Source organism: Natronomonas salsuginis, assembly GCF_005239135.1.
GTDB lineage: Archaea > Halobacteriota > Halobacteria > Halobacteriales > Haloarculaceae > Natronomonas > Natronomonas salsuginis.
In genome coordinates this window covers 232095-251193 of record NZ_QKNX01000003.1, presented here as the reverse complement: position 1 = coordinate 251193, position 19099 = coordinate 232095, and the positions used below count along the sequence as shown (strand labels likewise).

General features: G+C 62.5%; 12 protein-coding genes. 6 read left to right on the top strand and 6 right to left on the bottom strand.

The genetic code is table 11. The features are described from left to right. Positions 1–90 precede the first annotated feature (90 nt). The 3 genes from polC to DM868_RS09565 all read left to right on the top strand — a co-directional run bounded on the left by polC (position 91) and on the right by DM868_RS09565 (position 8651). Entirely contained in the window at positions 91–5193 is a 5103-nt protein-coding gene (polC, locus tag DM868_RS09575; protein ID WP_137276658.1) for a DNA polymerase II large subunit, read from the top strand. 124 nt (positions 5194–5317) lie between these two features. Beyond that, positions 5318–7366 carry a helix-hairpin-helix domain-containing protein gene (locus tag DM868_RS09570; RefSeq protein ID WP_137276657.1) on the top strand — a complete coding sequence of 683 codons (2049 nt, stop codon included), beginning with the start codon at positions 5318–5320 and terminating at the stop codon, positions 7364–7366. A gap of 151 nt (positions 7367–7517) precedes the next feature. After that, a complete protein-coding gene (locus DM868_RS09565; RefSeq protein WP_137276656.1) occupies positions 7518–8651 on the top strand; it encodes an ORC1-type DNA replication protein in 1134 nt (377 codons plus the stop codon). 126 nt (positions 8652–8777) lie between these two features. On the opposite strand, the gene DM868_RS09560 is transcribed toward DM868_RS09565, so the two are convergent. From DM868_RS09560 to DM868_RS09550, 3 genes are read right to left on the bottom strand one after another with little or no spacing between them, the layout of a single operon-like run. Then, the gene (locus tag DM868_RS09560) at positions 8778–9740 is read right to left on the bottom strand and encodes an OapC/ArvC family zinc-ribbon domain-containing protein (RefSeq protein WP_137276655.1); all 963 of its coding nucleotides are present in this window, start codon (positions 9738–9740) and stop codon (positions 8778–8780) included. A 23-nt stretch (positions 9741–9763) separates the two neighbouring features. Continuing rightward, positions 9764–10186 carry a DUF2073 domain-containing protein gene (locus tag DM868_RS09555; protein WP_137276654.1) on the bottom strand — a complete coding sequence of 141 codons (423 nt, stop codon included), beginning with the start codon at positions 10184–10186 and terminating at the stop codon, positions 9764–9766. Between the two features lie 4 nt (positions 10187–10190). Beyond that, positions 10191–10832 carry an Era-like GTP-binding protein gene (locus tag DM868_RS09550; RefSeq protein WP_137276653.1) on the bottom strand — a complete coding sequence of 214 codons (642 nt, stop codon included), beginning with the start codon at positions 10830–10832 and terminating at the stop codon, positions 10191–10193. Between the two features lie 1228 nt (positions 10833–12060). On the opposite strand from DM868_RS09550, the gene DM868_RS09545 reads away from it, so the two are divergent. Both DM868_RS09545 and DM868_RS09540 read left to right on the top strand, forming a co-directional pair. Further along, the gene (locus tag DM868_RS09545) at positions 12061–13881 is read left to right on the top strand and encodes a Cdc6/Cdc18 family protein (RefSeq protein ID WP_246049051.1); all 1821 of its coding nucleotides are present in this window, start codon (positions 12061–12063) and stop codon (positions 13879–13881) included. 223 nt (positions 13882–14104) lie between these two features. After that, positions 14105–14890: a DUF7089 family protein gene (locus DM868_RS09540; protein ID WP_137276652.1), complete on the top strand. Its 786-nt coding sequence runs from the start codon at positions 14105–14107 to the stop codon at positions 14888–14890. Positions 14891–14900: 10 nt separating this feature from the next. On the opposite strand, the gene DM868_RS09535 is transcribed toward DM868_RS09540, so the two are convergent. Then, entirely contained in the window at positions 14901–16061 is a 1161-nt protein-coding gene (locus DM868_RS09535; RefSeq protein WP_137276651.1) for an acyl-CoA dehydrogenase family protein, read from the bottom strand. Positions 16062–16225: 164 nt separating this feature from the next. On the opposite strand from DM868_RS09535, the gene DM868_RS09530 reads away from it, so the two are divergent. Next, a complete protein-coding gene (locus DM868_RS09530) occupies positions 16226–17554 on the top strand; it encodes a hypothetical protein (RefSeq protein WP_137276650.1) in 1329 nt (442 codons plus the stop codon). Between the two features lie 69 nt (positions 17555–17623). Here DM868_RS09530 and DM868_RS09525 read toward each other — a convergent pair whose 3' ends face one another. Both DM868_RS09525 and DM868_RS09520 read right to left on the bottom strand, forming a co-directional pair. Then, positions 17624–18151 carry a hypothetical protein gene (locus DM868_RS09525; protein ID WP_170964471.1) on the bottom strand — a complete coding sequence of 176 codons (528 nt, stop codon included), beginning with the start codon at positions 18149–18151 and terminating at the stop codon, positions 17624–17626. Positions 18152–18288: 137 nt separating this feature from the next. Continuing rightward, complete coding sequence (locus DM868_RS09520) at positions 18289–19095, bottom strand: alpha/beta fold hydrolase (protein ID WP_137276648.1); 807 nt, start codon at positions 19093–19095, stop codon at positions 18289–18291. Positions 19096–19099 lie beyond the last annotated feature (4 nt).

Sequence of the window (19099 nt, the reverse complement as noted above, 5' to 3'; positions counted from 1 at the left end):
ATGGATTATCAGCGCGTCGAAGGCGGCCGCGAGTACGTCGATCGACTCGAACACCGTGGGATCATCGATGCGGATCCGTGGACCCTGTAGATGCGCCCCGACGACGAGCGGTACTTCGGGAAGTTGGAAGCCGGACTGGAGGACGCCCTAACGGTCGCTCGCGAGGCACGCCAGCGCGGCGGTGATCCCACCGACGACGTCGAGATCCCGATCGCGAAGGACATGGCGGACCGCGTCGAGAACATCCTCGGCATCGACGGCGTCGCGAAGCGGGTCCGCGAGATGGAGGACGATCCCGACCTCTCGCGGGAGGAGGCCGCGCTCGAACTCGCGACGGACTTCGCGGAGGGATCCGTCGGCGATTACGATACCCGCGCCGGGAAGATCGAAGGCGCGGTCCGGACCGCCGTCGCGCTGCTCACCGAGGGGGTCGTCGCCGCGCCGATCGAGGGGATCGACCGCGTCGAACTGCTCGAGAACGACGACGGGACCGAGTTCGTCAACATCTACTACGCCGGCCCGATCCGATCGGCCGGGGGGACCGCGCAGGCGCTGTCGGTGCTCGTCGCCGACTACACCCGAACCCTCTTGGGCGTCGAGAAGTACAGGGCCCGGACTGACGAGATCGAGCGCTACGCCGAGGAGCTGTCGCTGTACGACAACGAGACGGGACTGCAGTACGCGCCGAAGGACAAGGAGGCGAAGTTCATCGCGAAGCACCTCCCCGTCATGCTCGACGGCGAGGCGACGGGCGACGAGGAGGTCTCAGGGTTTCGGGACCTAGAGCGTGTCGACACCAACAACGCCCGCGGCGGCATGTGTCTCGTCCTCGGGGAGGGGATCGCCCAGAAAGCGCCGAAGATCCAGCGGTACACCTCCCAGCTCGACGAGGTCGATTGGCCGTGGCTACAGGACCTCATCGACGGGACGTACGGCGAGGGGGAGGCCGACGCGCCGACGGACCGGGACGGCGACGCTGACGGCGACGAAACGGTAGCTGACGCGGTCGAGGACGACGAAGACGATGGGAGCGACGATACCGACGGCCCGATCCGACCCGAGCCGGCGACGAAGTTCCTCAGAGACCTCATCGCCGGGCGACCGGTGTTCGGCCACCCCTCCGAAGCGGGGGGCTTTCGGCTCCGATACGGCCGATCGCGCAACCACGGCTTCGCGACGGCCGGCGTCCATCCGGCGACGATGCACCTCGTCGACGACTTTCTCGCGACCGGCACACAGATCAAGACCGAACGCCCCGGAAAGGCGGGCGGCGTCATCCCGGTCGACTCCATCGAGGGGCCGACGGTTCGGCTCGCCAACGGCGACGTTCGCCGGATCGACGACCCCGCCGAGGCGCTGGAGATCAGAAACGGCGTCGAGGCGATCCTCGATCTGGGCGAGTACCTCGTGAACTTCGGCGAGTTCGTCGAGAACAACCACCCGCTGTCCCCGGCAGGGTACGCGCCGGAGTGGTGGAAGCGGGACATGGAGGCCGCCGGCGCGGACGTGCAGGCGCTGGAGGACGCCCCGCGCGTGAACCTCGAACACCCCGACGCGGAGCAGGCGCTTCGGTGGACCGAGGAGTTCGACGCGCCGCTGCACCCCGAATACACCTACCTGTGGCACGACATCGACGTCGATCGGTTCGAAGCGCTCGCGGTGGCCGTAAGCGACGGGAACTGGGCCGAGGCCGACGGGTCGGCGCTGGACGCGCCACGATCGGACGCCGATCGAACGCTCGTCGTGCCGAACACCGACCCGGTTCGGGAAGCGCTGGAGGTGCTCCTCGTCGAACACCGACAGGGCGACGAGACGCTGACAATCCCCGACGCGGTCCCGTTCGTGAGATCGCTCGGCCTGACGGACGGCCTCGAACGGGCGTGGACGGAGCTGTCGGCAGCGGCGCGGGCGTGGGACGACGGCAACAGCGCGATCAAGGCGGTCAACGAGGTCGCCCCGTTCGAGATCAGAGAACGCGCACCGACCCGGATCGGCTGTCGGATGGGGCGACCCGAGAAGTCCGAAAAGCGCGATCTCTCGCCGGCGGTTCACACGCTGTTTCCGATCGGCGAGACGGGCGGCCCACAGCGCAACGTCGCCGACGCGGCCAAACACGCCGACACGATGCAGGACACCCCCGGCGAGTTCGAAGCGCAGGTCGGCCGCCGCCGGTGTCCCGAGTGTTCGGGTTCGACGTTCCGCGCGCGCTGTCCGGAGTGCAACGCCGTCACCGAGCCACACTACCTCTGTCACAACTGCGACATCGACATCGAACCGGACGAGTCCGGACGTGCGGTCTGTCCGAACTGCGAGCGCGAGGCCGACGCCATCCAGCGGACGACGATCGACGTGAACGCGGAGTACCGATCCGCGCTCGCGAGTGTCGGCGAGCGCGAGAACGCCTTCGACGTGCTGAAAGGCGTCCAGGGGCTCGCCTCGAAGCACAAGGTTCCCGAGCCGATCGAGAAGGGGATCCTGCGGGCGAAAAACGGGGTCTCGTCGTTCAAGGACGGCACCGTCCGCTACGACATGACGGACCTGCCGGTCACGTCGGTCGGGGCCGCCGAGTTGGACGTGTCTGTCGGCCAGCTCAAGTCGCTGGGCTACGAGACGGATATTCACGGTCAGCCGCTGACCCACGAGGAGCAGCTGGTCGAGTTGCGGGTGCAGGACGTGGTGCTCTCCGATGGGGCCGCCGAACACATGCTCCGCACGGCGGACTTCGTCGACGATCTCTTAGAGCAGTACTACGGACTCGATCGGTACTACGACCTCGACGACCGCGACGACCTGGTCGGCGAGTTGGTCTTCGGGATGGCACCGCACACTTCCGCCGCAGTTGTCGGGAGAGTGATTGGTTTTACGTCGGCCGCCGTCGGATACGCTCATCCGTACTTTCACGCCGCGAAACGTCGGAATTGCTTCCATCCAGAGACGAAACTCTGGTACGAGGACGACGACGGCTGGCATCACCGGCGGATCGAGACGCTGGTCGAATCGCGACTCGAGGATCCCGAATCGGATGATTTCGGGACGCTGATACAGGAATTGGATGGCGAGGTATCGGTTCCCTCACTGACAGAAGATGGCGAGTTAGTTCAAAAATCGGTTGCTGCGGTGTCCAAACACGCGGCCCCGGAACATATGGTCCGAGTAGAGACGCGAAGCGGGCGTGAAATAACCATAACGCCGGATCACGAGATGCAGGTTTACGACACCAGTACGGGAACAGTGGTTGGGAAGCATGCCTCGGAGTTGTCCGAAGAAGATCATTTAGTGACGCCGAGACATCTCGATGTAATCGACTCCAAACCGGCCACCTTCGATTTGTTAGAGGAGTTTCTCCAGCTCGATTCAGTACCGACTGATCGGCTGATGATTGAACGGATGTCGAAGGCAGAGCTCTACGATATATTCGAAGAAGTGCTCAGTAACGACTGGGATGGTCGATTCTATCCGTTGAAAAGCACTGCTGAGTATCTTGGAATGACAAAAAAATCGCTCAGTAACTATCTGTACAGAGAGCGGATCCCGGTCACGTTGTTACTGGAGATCTTCGATGATGTGAGTGATCTTCTGGGAACGCTTCCCGAGACTGTCTCGCTCGGCCTTCGCGGTGATTCAACTTCGATCGATCGGACCGTCGAACTAGACGAAGGAGTTGCAACGCTCTTGGGGTACTATGCCGCCGAAGGGTTTACACGGGAACAAGAAACCGCTAAAGGGACGATTCAGCAGACGACGATATGCGGGACGGAAGCGCAAGCCCGAGAGTTTTATCTCGAATCGCTCGAATCGGCGTTCGGTGTCGAACCGTACGTCGAAAACGACGCGAAGATTACCGCATCCGGTCGACTGCTACGGACCTTCTTCGACGATGTACTTAACGCAGGGACCGGTGCAGCGAATAAGCGAATTCCGGAGTGCATACTTCAAGGAGATAGTGATCTCCTGAGCGCGTATCTCAGTGGATACTTCAGCGGGGACGGCAGCGTTGAAGACGGAAGACTCGTAATTAACGCGACGACAGTCAGTCAAGAATTAAAAGAAGACCTGCTCGGAGCGCTCACGCGGTTGGGGATTAAAGCACGGGTCGATGCGCGAACCCCGATCCAACTTAAAAACAACTTCCCCGAGTACTACGACGAGGATGACGAGAGTAGATCCGCAGTCCATTACGTGTTGACGATCTCTTCAGCGGATACGGTCAAATTTTACAACGACGTTGGATTCCACCTTACTCGGAAGCAGATCGCCCTATCGACACAAGTCGAGAACATCCCGGCTCGTAGCCGACGCGTTTTCGACGGTGGTTCAGACGATGTCCTCGTTGAGAGCATTGATACGGTCGAGTACGAACAGGCAGATCTAGATGCCGTGTACTGTCTTACCGTCACCGAGACCAACGCATTAATCGCGAATGACGTGGGGACAAAGCAGTGCGATGGAGACGAAGATTGCGTGATGCTGCTCATGGACGGGATACTTAACTTTTCCAAGACGTTTCTCCCGGACCAGCGGGGCGGGAAGATGGACGCTCCGCTCGTCATGTCCTCGCGCATCGATCCGGCCGAGATCGACGACGAGGCGCACAACATGGACATCGTCTCCGAGTACCCCCGCGAATTCTACGAGGCGACCCGGCGGATGGCCGACCCGGGCGAGGTCGAAGAGCTGATCAAGCTCGGCGAGGACACACTCGGCACGGACGAGCAGTACCGCGGTTTCGAACACACCCACGACACCACGAACATCGCCGCGGGGCCGGACCTGTCGGCGTACAAGACCCTGGGCGACATGATGGAGAAGATGAACGCCCAGCTGGAGCTGTCGAGAAAGCTGCGGTCCGTCGACGAGACGGACGTGGCCGAGCGGGTGATCGAGTATCACTTCCTACCGGACATCATCGGCAACCTCCGGGCCTTCTCGCGCCAGGAGACGCGCTGTCTCGACTGCGGCGAGAAGTTCCGCCGAGTGCCGTTGACGGGCGACTGCCGGGAGTGCGGCGGCCGGGTGAACCTCACGGTACACGAGGGGTCGGTGAAAAAGTACATCGACACCGCGATTCAGGTCGCCGAGGAGTACGGCTGTCGGGAGTACACGAAACAGCGGCTCCAGATCCTCGACCGCGCCGTCGAGTCGGTGTTCGAGGACGACACCAACAAACAGAGCGGGATCGCGGACTTCATGTAGGCGGTCGCGGCGTGGTGGCGTGGCGATCGCGTACCTCATGTAGGCGGTCGCGATATTTCGGGCGGGCATCTCCGATTCCGACGAGCGATGGGATTTTGCTGCGGGGCGACGCAGGGACCGATAGATGGAGATCGAGGAGCTGGAGTCGATCCCGGGCGTTGGGGCGAAGACAGCCGAGCGGCTGGCCGAACTCGACGATCCGGCGGGCGCGCTGGCCGACGGCGACGTGGCGCAACTCGCGCGGGCACCGGGGATCAGCGAGGGACGGGCGGCGCGGATCGCGCGGGCGGCGATCCGGCATCGGCACGGGGACAGCGATGGATTTCTCGCGACCGATCGCGCCGAGGAGCTGTACGAAGCCGTGCTCGGGTTGCTCAAAGATCGGGCGGTGACCGAGTACGGCCGCAAGCGGCTGGAGACACTGTATCCAAGCGCCTCGAAGGCACGGATCGACGAGGTCCGAGCGTTCGCGGAGGACGCGGTCGAACGGGAACCGACACCGGCGCTTTTGGAGGCGTTGACCGGCGTCAAGCCGCTCGAAGCGCCGCGGGAAGTGCGCGTCAGGGATCGGTGCCTGGCCACGAGCGACGCGGAGATGTACGCCGAGGCGCAGTCTGCGGTTCCGGAGCTGAGCGTCGAGCTGATCGAGGACGCGCGCGACGTCTCGGATCTCGCCCGGGGATACTCCACGGTCGTCGTCTTGGACGAGGCGTTCGCCGGGATCGACCTCGACGGCGACGTCGACGTTCGAGTGCGGCCGGACGCGATGGACGATCCGGGGTCGATCGTCCCCGAGCGGACGATCGCGTTTTTCGCGCACAACAGGGCGCGGCTTCGGGCGGCGGTGGCAGTCAACGACGCGGCAACCGATCTCGGAGCGGGGATGGAGTGCGAGCCGTCGGCCGCCGACATCGGCGGGTTCGACGAGGGGATGGAACGGCTCGAAGCGGGGCTGTCGCGGCTCGACGACGATGGGAACGTCGCTGACGACGACCGACTTCGCGAGCTCGAAACGGCGATCGACGACATCGACGCGACCGTCTCGATGGCCGAAAACGTCGCCAACGACAGGCTCCGGACGGCGATAGAAGAGCGGGACGTGACGATCGAGGGGGCCGACCTCCTGTCGCTCGTCGAACGGGGTGCTGGGGTCGATTCGTTGCTGGAACGGGAGCTCAAAAGCGAGTTCGCGGCCGCGATCGAGGCGGCGCGCGCGCATCTCGTGGACGCACTCGGGATCGACGACTACGAGCAACTGGCTCGACAGGCGTTCGAGGAGGAACCGACGTTTCCGGTCGAACACGACGACCGGGTGATAGACCGGTTGCGCGAGGAGTTGATCGCCGACCGGGATCGGCGGGCGACGCGGCTGAAGCGCGAGGTGGCCGATGTGCTGGGCACGCTGCGCGAGCCGGCCGAGGCGCTCGTCGAGGCCGCGCTGGAACTCGACGTCGAACTCGCAGTGTCGCGGTTCGCGCGGGATTTCGACTGTTCGTTTCCGACGTTCGAGGGCGACGGTATCGCGATCGATGGCGGGCGTTCGCCCCTCCTCGACGTCGAGTTCGGGGCGGTCGAGCCGGTCGACTACGCGGTCGACGGCGTCTCGCTGTTGTCGGGGGTCAACAGCGGCGGCAAGACGTCGACGCTCGATCTGCTCGGCACGGTCGTCATCGTCGCGCAGATGGGACTGCCAGTACCCGCCGAGTCGGTCCAACTGCGACGGTTCGAAGCGTTGCACTACCAGGCGAAGACGCAAGGGACGCTGGATGCGGGAGCGTTCGAGTCGACGCTGCGCGAGTTCGGCGATCTCGTCGACGGACAGGGGGAGCGGTTGGTGTTGGTCGACGAACTGGAGTCGATCACGGAACCCGGCGCGAGCGCCGTCATCATCGCCGGGATTCTCGAAGCGCTGGCCGAGGGAGACTCGACGGCGGTGTTCGTCTCCCATCTGGCCGGCGAGATCCTCGAAGCCACCGGGACGAACGCCGAGGTGACCGTCGACGGAATCGAGGCGGTCGGGCTGGTGGACGGAGAGTTGCGGGTGAACCGATCGCCGGTGAAGGATCACCTCGCTCGATCGACGCCGGAACTCATCGTCGAGAAGTTGGCCGAAGCGGAGGGCGGTGCGTTCTACGCGGATCTCTTGGAGAAGTTCGATTCCGATTCGAACTGAGGTGACGAGATCTCTCAAGTGATCAGGTTGTGTCAGTGATCAGGTTGTGTCAGTAATCAGGTTGTGTCAGTGGTGTGGTCGTCTCAAGCCATCAGCAATGCGTCGATCCCGCCCGAAGGCTTAACATGGCGGCCAGCGTGGTGAAAGTGAAATGGCGGACGACGATATGCTCTCGTGGGATGAATCCGTCTTCCGCGACGAGCACGTCCTCGAACTCGATTACCTGCCGGACACCTTTCTCCACCGCGATGACCAGATGGAGACGCTGAAGTACGCGCTCCGACCGGCGGTTCGGGGTTCACGGCCGCTCAACGTGATGGCCCGCGGCCCACCGGGTACGGGGAAGACGACGGCGGTCCAGAAGCTCTTCGACAAACTTCGAGGCGTCAGCGACGTCGACGTCGTCCGGGTGAACTGCCAGGTTGACTCGACGCGGTACGCGGTTTTTTCGCGACTATTCGAGGGGCTGTTCGAGTACGAACCACCAGCGTCTGGGATCTCCTTCAAGAAACTCTTCGGACAGATCACGGACCGATTGGTCGAGGAGGACGAGGTGTTGGTCGTCGCGCTTGACGACGTGAACTACCTGTTTTACGAGGGTGAGGCGTCGGATACGCTGTACTCGCTTCTGCGTGCCCACGAGGCCCATTCGGGGGCGAAGATCGGTGTCGTCGTCGTCTCGTCGGACCTCGGGCTCGACGTCATCGAGGAACTCGACACCCGGGTGCAGTCGGTGTTCCGCCCCGAGGACGTGTACTTCTCGGCCTACGGTGAGCGGGAAATCGTCGACATCCTCAGCGAGCGGGTCGAACGGGGGTTCCGCGACGGGGTCGTCAGTCCGCAGGTGCTCGATCGCGTCGCGGCGTACACGGCTGACAGCGGCGGTGATCTTCGCGTCGGCATCGACCTCCTCCGGCGAGCGGGGTTGAGCGCCGAAATGCGCGGCTCGACGGACGTCGCCGTCGAGGACGTCGAATCGGCCTACGAGAAGGCGAAATACGTCCACCTCTCCAGGCATCTCCGGGGGCTGTCGGAGTCGGAGGCGGCGTTGGTTCGCGTCCTCGCGGACCACGACGGTGAGCAGGCGGGTGACGTCTACGAAGCGTTCAGCGAGGCCACCGATCTCGGATACACGAGATACTCCGAGATCGTCAACAAACTCGAACAGTTGGGGCTCATCGAGACGGAGTACGCGGACGTCGGCGGGCGGGGGCGATCTCGCGCGTTGTCGCTGTCGTACGACGCGGACGCCGTGGTGGATCGTCTGGACGGCGAGGCAGGGTGAACCGCCTCGGGGTCAAGCCCCGAGGCACTCGCCTTGAACCGCCTGTGGATCCGGCGCGGTAGGACTGCTGTTGGAGTCGAAGGTTCGTGCAGGGCGCGGGTAGTTGGATGCGGTTGTCGGACGTGATTACCGATCGTCCGGATCCTCGCCGATCCACTGTTCGGGGACTTGGATGACGTATCGACCGTTCTCCTGAAGGGCGATGATGTACTCCTCGCGGTCGTACAGCTCCATGAGATTGAGTTCGTACTGGCCGGGTTCGAGAATCTTGATCGATTCGAACTGATCGTTTAGCTGTTCGCGAAGGTCGGTGAGGTCCGGTTGGTCACCGGTTGGTTCACTGACGACGGTTCCCTCGGACGGAGCCGTCGACGCGTCAGCGAGCGCGGAGTCAGACGCCTCGTTCGCCGTAGACTGAGGGGATGAGTCCGTTCCATCGTCAGTCGACTCGACGGCGCGTTCGTCGAGTTCTTCGGGGGAGACGATATCCGACCGCGCGTTCGCCTGGGCGAGATCTTCGCTCGTGACGGCATCGGCAGCCGAATGGTTCGCGTCGGCGTCGATGATGTCGTCGTCGGAAGGGGGATCGGTGGTGCCGCGCTTGGCGCGTGGCTTCGCGGTGTCGCCGGCGGTGCTCGTACTCGATTCGATCTCAGCATCCGATTCGTTCGATCTGTGACGACTGGAACTCTGCCGACGGGCTTTTTCAGGGTCGTTACTCCAGTCGTCGGGCCATTCGGCGGTCGGGTCTGGTTCGGCAGAACCGGTTGGCTCCGTCGATCGGGATGTGTCTGCTGAGGGTGATTGGGATGTGTCTGCTGGTGGGGCCTCGGGACCGGACGAAACGAAATCTCGAACGCGCGTCGTCGCCCGGCCGACGGTTTCGGCGACTGAGGAACCGTCGGTGTTCAGCGGCTTCGGTCCATCGTCCGAGGAGGTATTGGGCGACTGGCCGCCCGATGACATCTCGGAGGATTCACCCGCGGGTCGGAACTGGAATTTGTTGCCGCCACAGTCGGGACACCCCGAGAGCATCTCTTTCGACCCGTCTTCGAACGTGTGGCCGCAGCCGGTACACTGGTGTGGCATGATGTGGGAGTGAAAGCCTCTGGTCAGGTTCGAGTTATCAGCGTACTGATGAGCGATTCGTCCTTGTGGAGCGTCTCGATTCGGTTTGCCGGGCCGATAACCGTCAGTTTGTTCGGGCTGTCGCGTCCGATGAGACGGCCGAGGAAGCCGTTTTCACCGCTCCCTTCGCCGGGGTAGCTCTCGATCTCGATACCCGTGAACCCATCGGGGTTGATTTCGGACATCGTCACCTCGATGAGTTTCGACTCCTCTTCGGGTTTCAGCCCCTGTTCGAGGATGACGATGTTCCCGTCGTGGACACCATCGAGGATGAGCCGGATCTTCTCCATCGTCCGCATACCGTCCATCCGTTCGGCGCTTATCATGTCGATCTGGATCCCGTCATCGTGGCCGGTGTCGCCGGCCTCGGGATCGCCGCAGTCGTCGTCTGTGGTTATCTCTGCCATGATGTCACCCGAAGTACTCCGCGATCTTGTCGTACACTTCGTCCATGTTCTCGCCTTCGAGCGCGGACAACGGCACGGTTTCGTGCTGTGGGAACGCGTTCGCGATCCGCTGTACGTTCGAATCATCGAGGTCGATCTTGTTCGCGAAGATGAGCACCGGCAAGTTCTGACTCTCGATGATGCCGATGAGCATCGTGTTGACCTGCGTGAACGGGTCCTCCGCGGAGTCGAGGACGTAGATCACGCCGTCGACGTCCTCTCTCAGCCAGTGCATCGCTTCGGCGACGCCCTCGGTTGCCTCGCGGGACCTCCGGACGGCGTCCTCCTTCTCGATGTCGTGTTCGAGAAACTCGTTGTAATCGACCTTGGTCGTGACACCGGGCGTGTCGACGACGTCGATCGTCACCGACTTGCCGTTGCGCTTGATCTCCACGTTCTCCTTGCGGCGAGCCCGCCGCGTTTCGTGCGGAACGTGACTCTCGGGACCGACGGCGTCGCCGGTCCAATCGCGGGCGATACGGTTGGCTAGCGTCGTCTTGCCGGCGTTCGGCGGCCCGTAGATACCGATGCGCTTGGGCTCACTCCCCGTAAAGAGACTCGACGTAGCGCGGGAAATACTCGACTTGAGGCTTGTTAACAATCCCATATCATCCTCCCGCGGCCCCGATTTCGACTCGAAATCGGAGTCGCTCTGCACGTAGTACCATACCGCATTCACTTAACTGTGTGTCAGACGAGCGTCGCACGATACCACAGCAGTCAAACGAGCGGTTAGCGGCGGTGAAACGCGAGCGGCTGCCGATGGTCGATAATGAAACGAGTCAGTGAGTGGAATAGTTGCGACAAGCGTGACGGATCACGGTTAACTGGCAGGAAATTCCCGGTAACCGGAAACCGGCGATAACCGGGGGAAAGCAGAGCGTGAGAATAAACAAGGACGAAAAGCGAGTCTCGCGAGTCTCCTACCGACGGCCGAGACGGCCGAAGATGCGATCGGAAGCCCCCCACCCCTTCATTTCGTGTGGAACGGACAAGAGGGGTACGGCGGGTGTTTTCTCCCGAGAGTCGGGAGGTCGGGATTAATAATCGAAGCTAGAGTAGAATAGTTTCTAGTTATAATTATTAGCTTTGGTTATTCTTCTAGTTTTAATACTAGTTGCTAGATACATACTCAGCTCTAATTTCCCCCAGTACGGATGCTATTCTAAGGTATATATTATAAATGTTTCTCGTTAAATACGTAAGACGCACTCAACCCCCACCCCATCTCTCTGCCTCTCCACCCGAAACAAAGGGGTGTGGGGGTAATCACCCCCGTTTCCCCTGCATCACCTGGAACCCACGTAGAATCGACAATCCACCCCTCGACCACCCCTCGTCTATCCCTCGGCCGCCTCTCGACCACCCCTTGTCCATCCCTCGGCCGCCTCTCGTCCGCCCTTCGTCTGTCTCTGAACCGTCTCTCTCCTCTCGACAACCACTTCATCCGCTTTTTATCCCCACCGCCTCTCTATCGACTCCCTACCTGTTTCCCACCCGCTTCCCGCCGATCCCGGTACAGCTCTCGCTGCGCTTTCGGATGCCACACCGGCTTCGACTCGACGTCCCGAACGAGACTTCCCCGATGGATGCGACGCGCTCCCACGGAGCGATCCACGATGCCCTGAACCGCGTCCGTGACTACCCGACCCGCAAACGGCCGCCCGAACTATGGAAAACTTTAATTGGATGTTCGACTATCGATTCGACTGCATCAAGTGGACTAGATGGATTCGTCTACGCCGATCTAATCGGGACTGAGACGCCGTAATCCATCCGTTCGCACGTCGCGTGGGACCGGCTCCACCTGAAATGAAGGGGTGCGCGCACAAATAATGGACGACGATATGGGCAAACGAACGCCGGAAGATGGCACACGTGGGGACAGTTCGGACGAGGCGTCGGAGAGCGGTTCGGATGGCGATACTTCAGATGGTGATACTTCAGATGGCGATACTTCGGATATCGATAACAATATAGACGCACGAGCAGACGCAGCCGATTCTGACACCGCCGCCGCGCTCGATCCGTCGGTCGACGGTCCCGACTCCGCCACGCAGTCGGGTGGTTCTCCACCCGAAACGAAGGGGTCTGGCGAGCCGTCGTCGTCCGTCTCCGAGGGCACACAAACGGAGTCAGATGGGGGCGGCCCCAGTCCCGAGGCCCCCGCTTCCGGCGAAGTTGGCTCGATCGACGGCTTCTCCGGGGATGTCGACCTCGAGGATCTCGATCTCGACTCCGACGCCGACGATTCCGGCGAGGCCGACGAGGCGTCGAGGGGACTCTTCGACGATCTTCTCGAAGGTGAGCCGATCTTCGAGAACAAGGAGGTCCTCCGACCGTCGTACACGCCGCACAAACTCCCGCATCGCGAGGAGCAGATCAATAACATGGCAACGATCCTCGTCACTGCCTTGCGCGGGGAGACGCCATCGAACATCCTCATCTACGGGAAGACCGGTACCGGGAAGACCGCCAGCGCGAAGTTCGTCAGCGAGGAGCTCGAGACGACCTCACAAAAGTACGAGGTTCCGTGTGAGGTCGAGTACATAAACTGCGAGGTAACGGACACGCAGTATCGCGTCCTCGCACAGCTCGCGAACAAGTTCATCGACAAGAACGGGCGATACATCGAGAATCGTCTCGAAGAACTCGGCGATCTCCGGGATCGAGCTGCGGAGGACCCGGCTGAACTCGACGACACGGACTTCGACAGCGTCGCCGCGGTCGAAAACGAGATCACGAGCCTCGAATCCGATCTGGAGGAATTCGACCCCGTCCCAATGACCGGGTGGCCGACCGACCGGGTCTACTCGACCTTTTTCGACGCCGTCGACTACCACGAGCGCGTGGTCGTGATCATGCTCGACGAAATCGACAAGCTCGTCGAGAAGTCGGGCGACGACACGCTGTACAACCTCTCGCGGATGAACTCCGAACTCGACAACTCTCGGGTGTCGATCATGGGCATCTCGAACGATCTCAAGTTCACGGACTTTCTCGATCCCCGCGTCAAATCGAGCCTCGGCGAGGAAGAGATCGTCTTTCCACCCTACGACGCGACGCAGCTCCGCGACATCCTCCAACACCGCGCAGAGATCGCGTTCAAATCCGCGACCCTCTCCGACGACGTTATCCCGCTGTGTGCCGCCTTTGCCGCACAGGAACACGGAGACGCCCGTCGCGCGCTCGACCTGCTGCGGACCGCGGGCGAGCTCGCCGAACGCGGTCGGACGGAGACGGTTGAGGAGGCCCACGTCCGGAAGGCACAAGAGAAGATCGAACTCGACCGCGTCGTCGAGGTGGTCCGGACGCTCCCGACTCAATCGAAACTCGTCCTCTACGCGACGATCCTTCTCGAAAAGAACGGCGTCCACAACATCAACACGGGCGAGGTGTTCAACATCTACAAGCGGCTCTGTCAGGAGATCGAAGCCGACGTACTCACCCAGCGCCGGGTCACCGACCTGATAAGCGAACTCGACATGCTCGGCATCGTCAACGCGATCGTCGTCTCGAAGGGGCGCTACGGCCGAACGAAGGAGATCAACCTCTCGGTCCCGCTCGACGAAACGGAGGCCGTCCTCCTCTCCGATTCGCGCGTCGGAGAGGTCGAGGACGCACAGCCGTTCGTGCAGGCGCGCTTCGACAACTGAAGTTCGCCGGAGAATTCTTCGAGAACTCCCTCGTTTCACGTGACCCCTCCATTTCACGTGGAAATACGTCTCTCTCCACGCTCTCACCGCGACGAACTGAAGTCTTTAAATCACTCGCCGCGGAACCCCGGGGTATGAGTCAGGCCACAAAAGTCGTTCTCGGAACCATCGGCGTCGCCGTCGTCCTCGGATTGGTGCTACTCGCCGGCATCGCCGCCGTCTGATGTTCGACGAACGGACGCTCTCGGGCGAACTCGACGAGCTGCGGCGCTCGCACGCGCCGTCGGCGCTCGTGTTCGATGCCCGCGGCGACTTCGAAACGCTACCGCCGTCGGTCGTGGAGAACCTCCTCGCGGTCACGGATGGGGTCGAGCCGCTCTCGTACGACGAGTCGTGGCTCCCCGAAGACGCTCCGGAGACGCTCTATCGCATCGCTGGCAATGAGTTCACGATCGGTGCGCCCGGCGACGGCGGCGTCGTGTGGACCCGTCAGACGACGCCCCCGGTCGTCCTCGTCAAGCCGCGGCTCGAAGGATCCCCCGAGGGGTTCATCGACTTTTTGATCGCCGAAGCGCTCGTCGAAATCGGCCTCGGCGGCCCGGAACACTTCCTTGGCTTCTTCGAGGACGACTACCGCGAACTCGCCGAGGCGGTGCCGCTCTCGCCGGCCGACACGTATCAGCTCGCGGCCGCCCTCTTCACTGCCTCCGTCGGCCGGTCGACGCGGCCGATCTTCGCCGGCTGGGCCGACGAACTCCCCGCGCTGCACGCCGAGTGGGTCGACGCCGGCGAACGGCTCGAACCCGGGCTCTCGGGGCTCTCGGGGGATGTCGCGCTCGGTCGAACCAGCTTCTCCGACGCCGCCGAACTCGCCTGTAGCGCCGTCAAACACGATATCGAGATCCCGACGCCGTTCGTCGCGCTGGACAGTCCAGCCTACGATCGGCACGGTGCCGCCTTTGCGGTCCGGTGGGCAGAAAAGACGTTCGAGGCGCTCGAAACGGAATAGCTCCGCCGCGTTACTGGTACGCCTGCAGTCCGGTGAGGTCCTCGCCGAGAATCAGCGTGTGGATGTCGTGGGTTCCCTCGTAGGTGTAGACGGTCTCGAGGTTCGCCATGTGTCGCATCGGCGAGTAGTCGGCAGTGATGCCGTTGCCGCCGAGCATCTCGCGGGCGATCCGTGACTGATCGCGCGCCATCCGGACGTTGTTGCGCTTGGCCATCGAGACGTGCTGGGGGCGCATCTCGCCACGCTCTTTCAGTTCGGCCAGCCGGTCGGCGAGCAGTTGCGCCAGCGTGATCTGAGTGGCCATCTCCGCAAGCTTGTCCTGTTGGAGCTGGAACCGTCCGATCGGACCGCCGAACTGCTCGCGATCGATGGCGTACTGGCGGGCGGTCTCGAAGCAGTCGCGCGCCGCGCCGATCGCGCCCCAAGCGATGCCGTAGCGCGCCTGCGTGAGACACGACAGGGGACCTTTCATCCCCGCCACCTCGGGGAGTACGTCAGACTCGTTCACGCGGACGTCGTTGAGCCCGATCTCGCCGGTGATCGACGCCCGAAGCGAGAGCTTCTCGTCGATCTTGTTCGTGCTCACGCCGTCTACGTCCGTGTCGACGAGGAAGCCGCGGACGGTGTCGTCGTCGGAGCGGTCCTTCGCCCAGACGATCGCCACGTCGGCGATCGGGGAGTTGGTGATCCACGTCTTCGCGCCATTGAGAACGTACTCGTCGCCGTCCTTCTCGGCGTGGGTCTCCATTCCGGAGGGGTTCGAGCCGTGTTCGGGTTCGGTCAGGCCGAAACACCCGACCTTCTCACCGGTGCCGAGGTCCCAGAGGTACTCCTCCTTTTGTTCGTCGGACCCGAAGGCGTGGATCGGGTACATGACGAGCGCGCCCTGCACGGAGGCCATCGACCGGAGCCCCGAATCGCCGGCCTCCAACTCCTGCATCAGGATACCGTACGCCCGCTGGGAGAGATCCGGCAGGCCGTAGCCGTCGAGGTTCGGCGCGTAAAAGCCCAATCCGCCCATCTCGGTGATGAGCTCTTTCGGGAAGGTGCCCTCGATCCAGTGCTCACCGACGTCTGGTTTGACCTTCTCGTCGACGAACTGCCGGGCGGTATCGCGGACCATGCGTTCTTCTTCCGTCAGATCCGACCCGAGATCGAAGTAATCCAACATACACGCTCATTGGTTCGAAGCGACAAAAACACTCTGAACGGCGATTCGTGCCCCGGATCTCGCACGAAGAAACTGTCGGGTTCGATGTACTTTCAGTTCAACGTCGCCCTGAAAATATTGATTACTGGGGGACTCAAACGGCTTCAACGGACTGTCATTCCTCGATGAACGAAGCGACCGAATCAGCCGACGAAACTCGGACGGCAACGGTCACGATCGGCGAGATCGAAGATTTCGGCTCGAACATATACTGCCGCGACGTTGATAAGTTTCAACACGTACTCTTGCTCGCGCAGGAGACGTTCGATAGCCTCGGGATCGAACCATACAATTACGTCTACATTCGTCCGGCAGTCGGCGACCAACGGTCGGGGGGACATCGTGACGAAGAGCCTCCGCCGGTGTACGCGCTCCCGTTCGCGGACGGGTTTTCACCCGACTCTGACGGACCGACGGCGCTGTTGAAATCGAGCCTTCAAAAAGACGTTCTCGAGGAGACGGATAGCGGACACGCGGATATCGAGGTCGCTCCACACGAAACGGCGCGGGAAGCGACGCGATCACGCGAGTACATCGCCCTCCGGCTACCCGCGTTCGTCGAAACGGATCTGTCGACCTGCTACATGAACCCGACCGACCTCGGCGAAAGCCCCTGGAGCGAAGACCAACCAATCGAGGTGTACAACCTGCAGAACGGCGCACGAATCAGACTCATTGTGAAGACGTTGGATCGGATCGATCGAAATCACATCGCGATAAGTAACGTTGTTCGGCAGATGCTCGATCGGAAATCCGTCGATCAGGTAAACCACGAGACGATCGATACGGCCCGAGTTGGCGTTCGAACTCCGGTTCAAGCTATCCTTCCAGCGCCCGCAACTCGGGGAATCGCCCGCTCCGCGTGGACGAAGATCCTCTCGAAATTTGTCGGTTTCAAGCGGATCAACGCGGAGGTGCGTCCCGGATACGACCGAGATGAGGAGCGCGGGATCGCGAGAGTCGACGAAGAGACCCAACAGCTCCTCGGCATCTCCGAGGGCGACCGACTCGTCGTCGAGTGGAACGGGCTAAAGCATCCTTTGCGGTGCCTGACACCGCCCGCTGAGTCGCCCGAAATCGTCGCTAACGCCGACTCGAACTCCAACTCCGACGCCGACTCGATTCCAGATAATAACGGCTCCCTTTCGGATCGGACGGATACCGATACCCGGGTGAACACCACGAACGAGATCTACCTTCCGACGACCGAGCGGCGGAAAACGTACGCCTGCATAAACGATGTCGTCGATATCCGACGGGATATGAGCTACACCGCGATCAATCGGATCACGCTTTCCGTCTTCGGTATCATCGGCGTCCTCGTTGGCGGGGAACCACTTTTCACCCGTCTGTACGCCTGGCTCGGAACGCTCGAGACGCCCGTCCCAGGGGGGGTATTACAGGATGGCGGTCTCGCGTTGACCGTGCTCGCCATGTCCGTGTTTATTATATAGCTTTTATTATGGCCGGAACGACAGAAAGTCACGCGGTGATAGTCGCGGCGACATCGGGCGTATCGAGCGTCACGACGGCCGCTTCGTCTTCGACCCGGGTCGTGAGCGCCCCTTTCGGGTCGATTCGACGTACGATCTCAGCGATCGGCCCGACGTGAGCCTCGTCGAGTCGAGAAAATCGTCGTAAAAATTCGATCCCCAGTAGCTCGCCCCTTTTAAACAGTTCTTCAGGTACGAGGGAACCGGACGGATCCCGTTGCTCGCAGGCGCGTTCACTGCGACGATGGGATCCGAATCCACATCGACGGTGGCTGCTTCGTCGACATACGGGGTGATACGATCGGCGTCGACCTCGCCGAACTCGTAGCCCGTCTCGCGGGTCACGTACGCCTCGTACTCCTTCGGATCAAGCCTCGGGATCAACAGCCCGTTGAACCAGCTCTCCTCGCGTTCGTGCAGGTTGAGTACCGCACGCCGCGTACCGCTTGTCTCCCGTTGCTCGGCTTCCGCATCAAAAACCCGCTCGAATCCGGACACTTTGACCCGGCTTGCCCGATTTTCGACACCGTCTAACCACTCGCGGAGTTCGAGAGGCACGAGCAAACTTCCGTACACGACCACGCCTCGCAGATTCTGTCCCATAATCGGTCTTGTTTGTCCGCTAGCTTGTGCCCGACGTGGTGTAAGTTTTCGGACGCGGGTTCGCTTCCGCTCGCGAGCTTTCGCTGTGCGAATCACACACCGGATTCGATTCGATCGACGAAGCCGTCTATCGCGTCCGTCACTGCCGACGCGTGTTCGACGTAACAGCACCGTTTCCCCTCGACGGCCTCGAACCGCCCCCGTGGCAGCTTTTCGGCCACCTCCTCGCCTGCGGCTATCGGCACAACCGGATCATCGACGCCGTGACAGACGAGCGCCGAGACGGTGAGTTCGTAGAGCGCTCCGGCTTCGAACTCGAGGGCAGCCGCCCGGTGGCCCGCCGCCGCCTCCCCGGTCGCGTCCTCGGCTCGCCGCCACGTCGCGATCTGCGCTGCGAGTCCGGATTCGGCCAGAAATCGCTCGGTGAACGCCGCAGAGAGCGACGCCTCGAATCCGACCGGATCGCCGGGGTGCAGCGCCGCCAGCGCGTCGTCGTCGATCCGGTCCCCCGAGGCCGTCACGCCGAGCAGTGACAGTGATCTTGCGCGGCCGTACTCGCGGGCGTATCGGAGCGCGACCATCCCGCCCAGCCCCGCCCCGACGACGTGTACGCGGCGGATCCCCGCGTCGGCGAGGACGGCTTCGAGATCGGCTGCGAACCGGTCGACGGTGTACGGGCCCGTCCGAGTGGAGTCGTCGGTCCCCCGGGTCGCGCACACGACGGTTCGATACCGCCCGGCGAGCGCGGGGGCCTGCCAGCCCCACACCCACGGGCCGAACCCCGCGTCCGGGACGAAGGCGATCGCGGGTCGGTTCTCCTCGCCCGACACGGCATATCGGAGCGTCGCCCCGTCGGTCGCGACCGCCTCCGCGCTCTCGTCGGCTGAACCCGTCGTCATACCG

Excerpts from the sequence above, each read along its gene's own strand:
- polC (WP_137276658.1), top strand. The coding sequence starts at position 91 with ATGCGCCCCGACGACGAGCGGTACTTCGGGAAGTTGGAAGCCGGACTG.
- DM868_RS09570 (WP_137276657.1), top strand. The coding sequence starts at position 5,318 with ATGGAGATCGAGGAGCTGGAGTCGATCCCGGGCGTTGGGGCGAAGACA.
- DM868_RS09565 (WP_137276656.1), top strand. The coding sequence starts at position 7,518 with ATGGCGGACGACGATATGCTCTCGTGGGATGAATCCGTCTTCCGCGAC.
- DM868_RS09560 (WP_137276655.1), bottom strand. The coding sequence starts at position 9,740 with ATGCCACACCAGTGTACCGGCTGCGGCCACACGTTCGAAGACGGGTCG.
- DM868_RS09555 (WP_137276654.1), bottom strand. The coding sequence starts at position 10,186 with ATGGCAGAGATAACCACAGACGACGACTGCGGCGATCCCGAGGCCGGC.
- DM868_RS09550 (WP_137276653.1), bottom strand. The coding sequence starts at position 10,832 with ATGGGATTGTTAACAAGCCTCAAGTCGAGTATTTCCCGCGCTACGTCG.
- DM868_RS09545 (WP_246049051.1), top strand. The coding sequence starts at position 12,061 with ATGGACGACGATATGGGCAAACGAACGCCGGAAGATGGCACACGTGGG.
- DM868_RS09540 (WP_137276652.1), top strand. The coding sequence starts at position 14,105 with ATGTTCGACGAACGGACGCTCTCGGGCGAACTCGACGAGCTGCGGCGC.
- DM868_RS09535 (WP_137276651.1), bottom strand. The coding sequence starts at position 16,061 with ATGTTGGATTACTTCGATCTCGGGTCGGATCTGACGGAAGAAGAACGC.
- DM868_RS09530 (WP_137276650.1), top strand. The coding sequence starts at position 16,226 with ATGAACGAAGCGACCGAATCAGCCGACGAAACTCGGACGGCAACGGTC.
- DM868_RS09520 (WP_137276648.1), bottom strand. The coding sequence starts at position 19,095 with ATGACGACGGGTTCAGCCGACGAGAGCGCGGAGGCGGTCGCGACCGAC.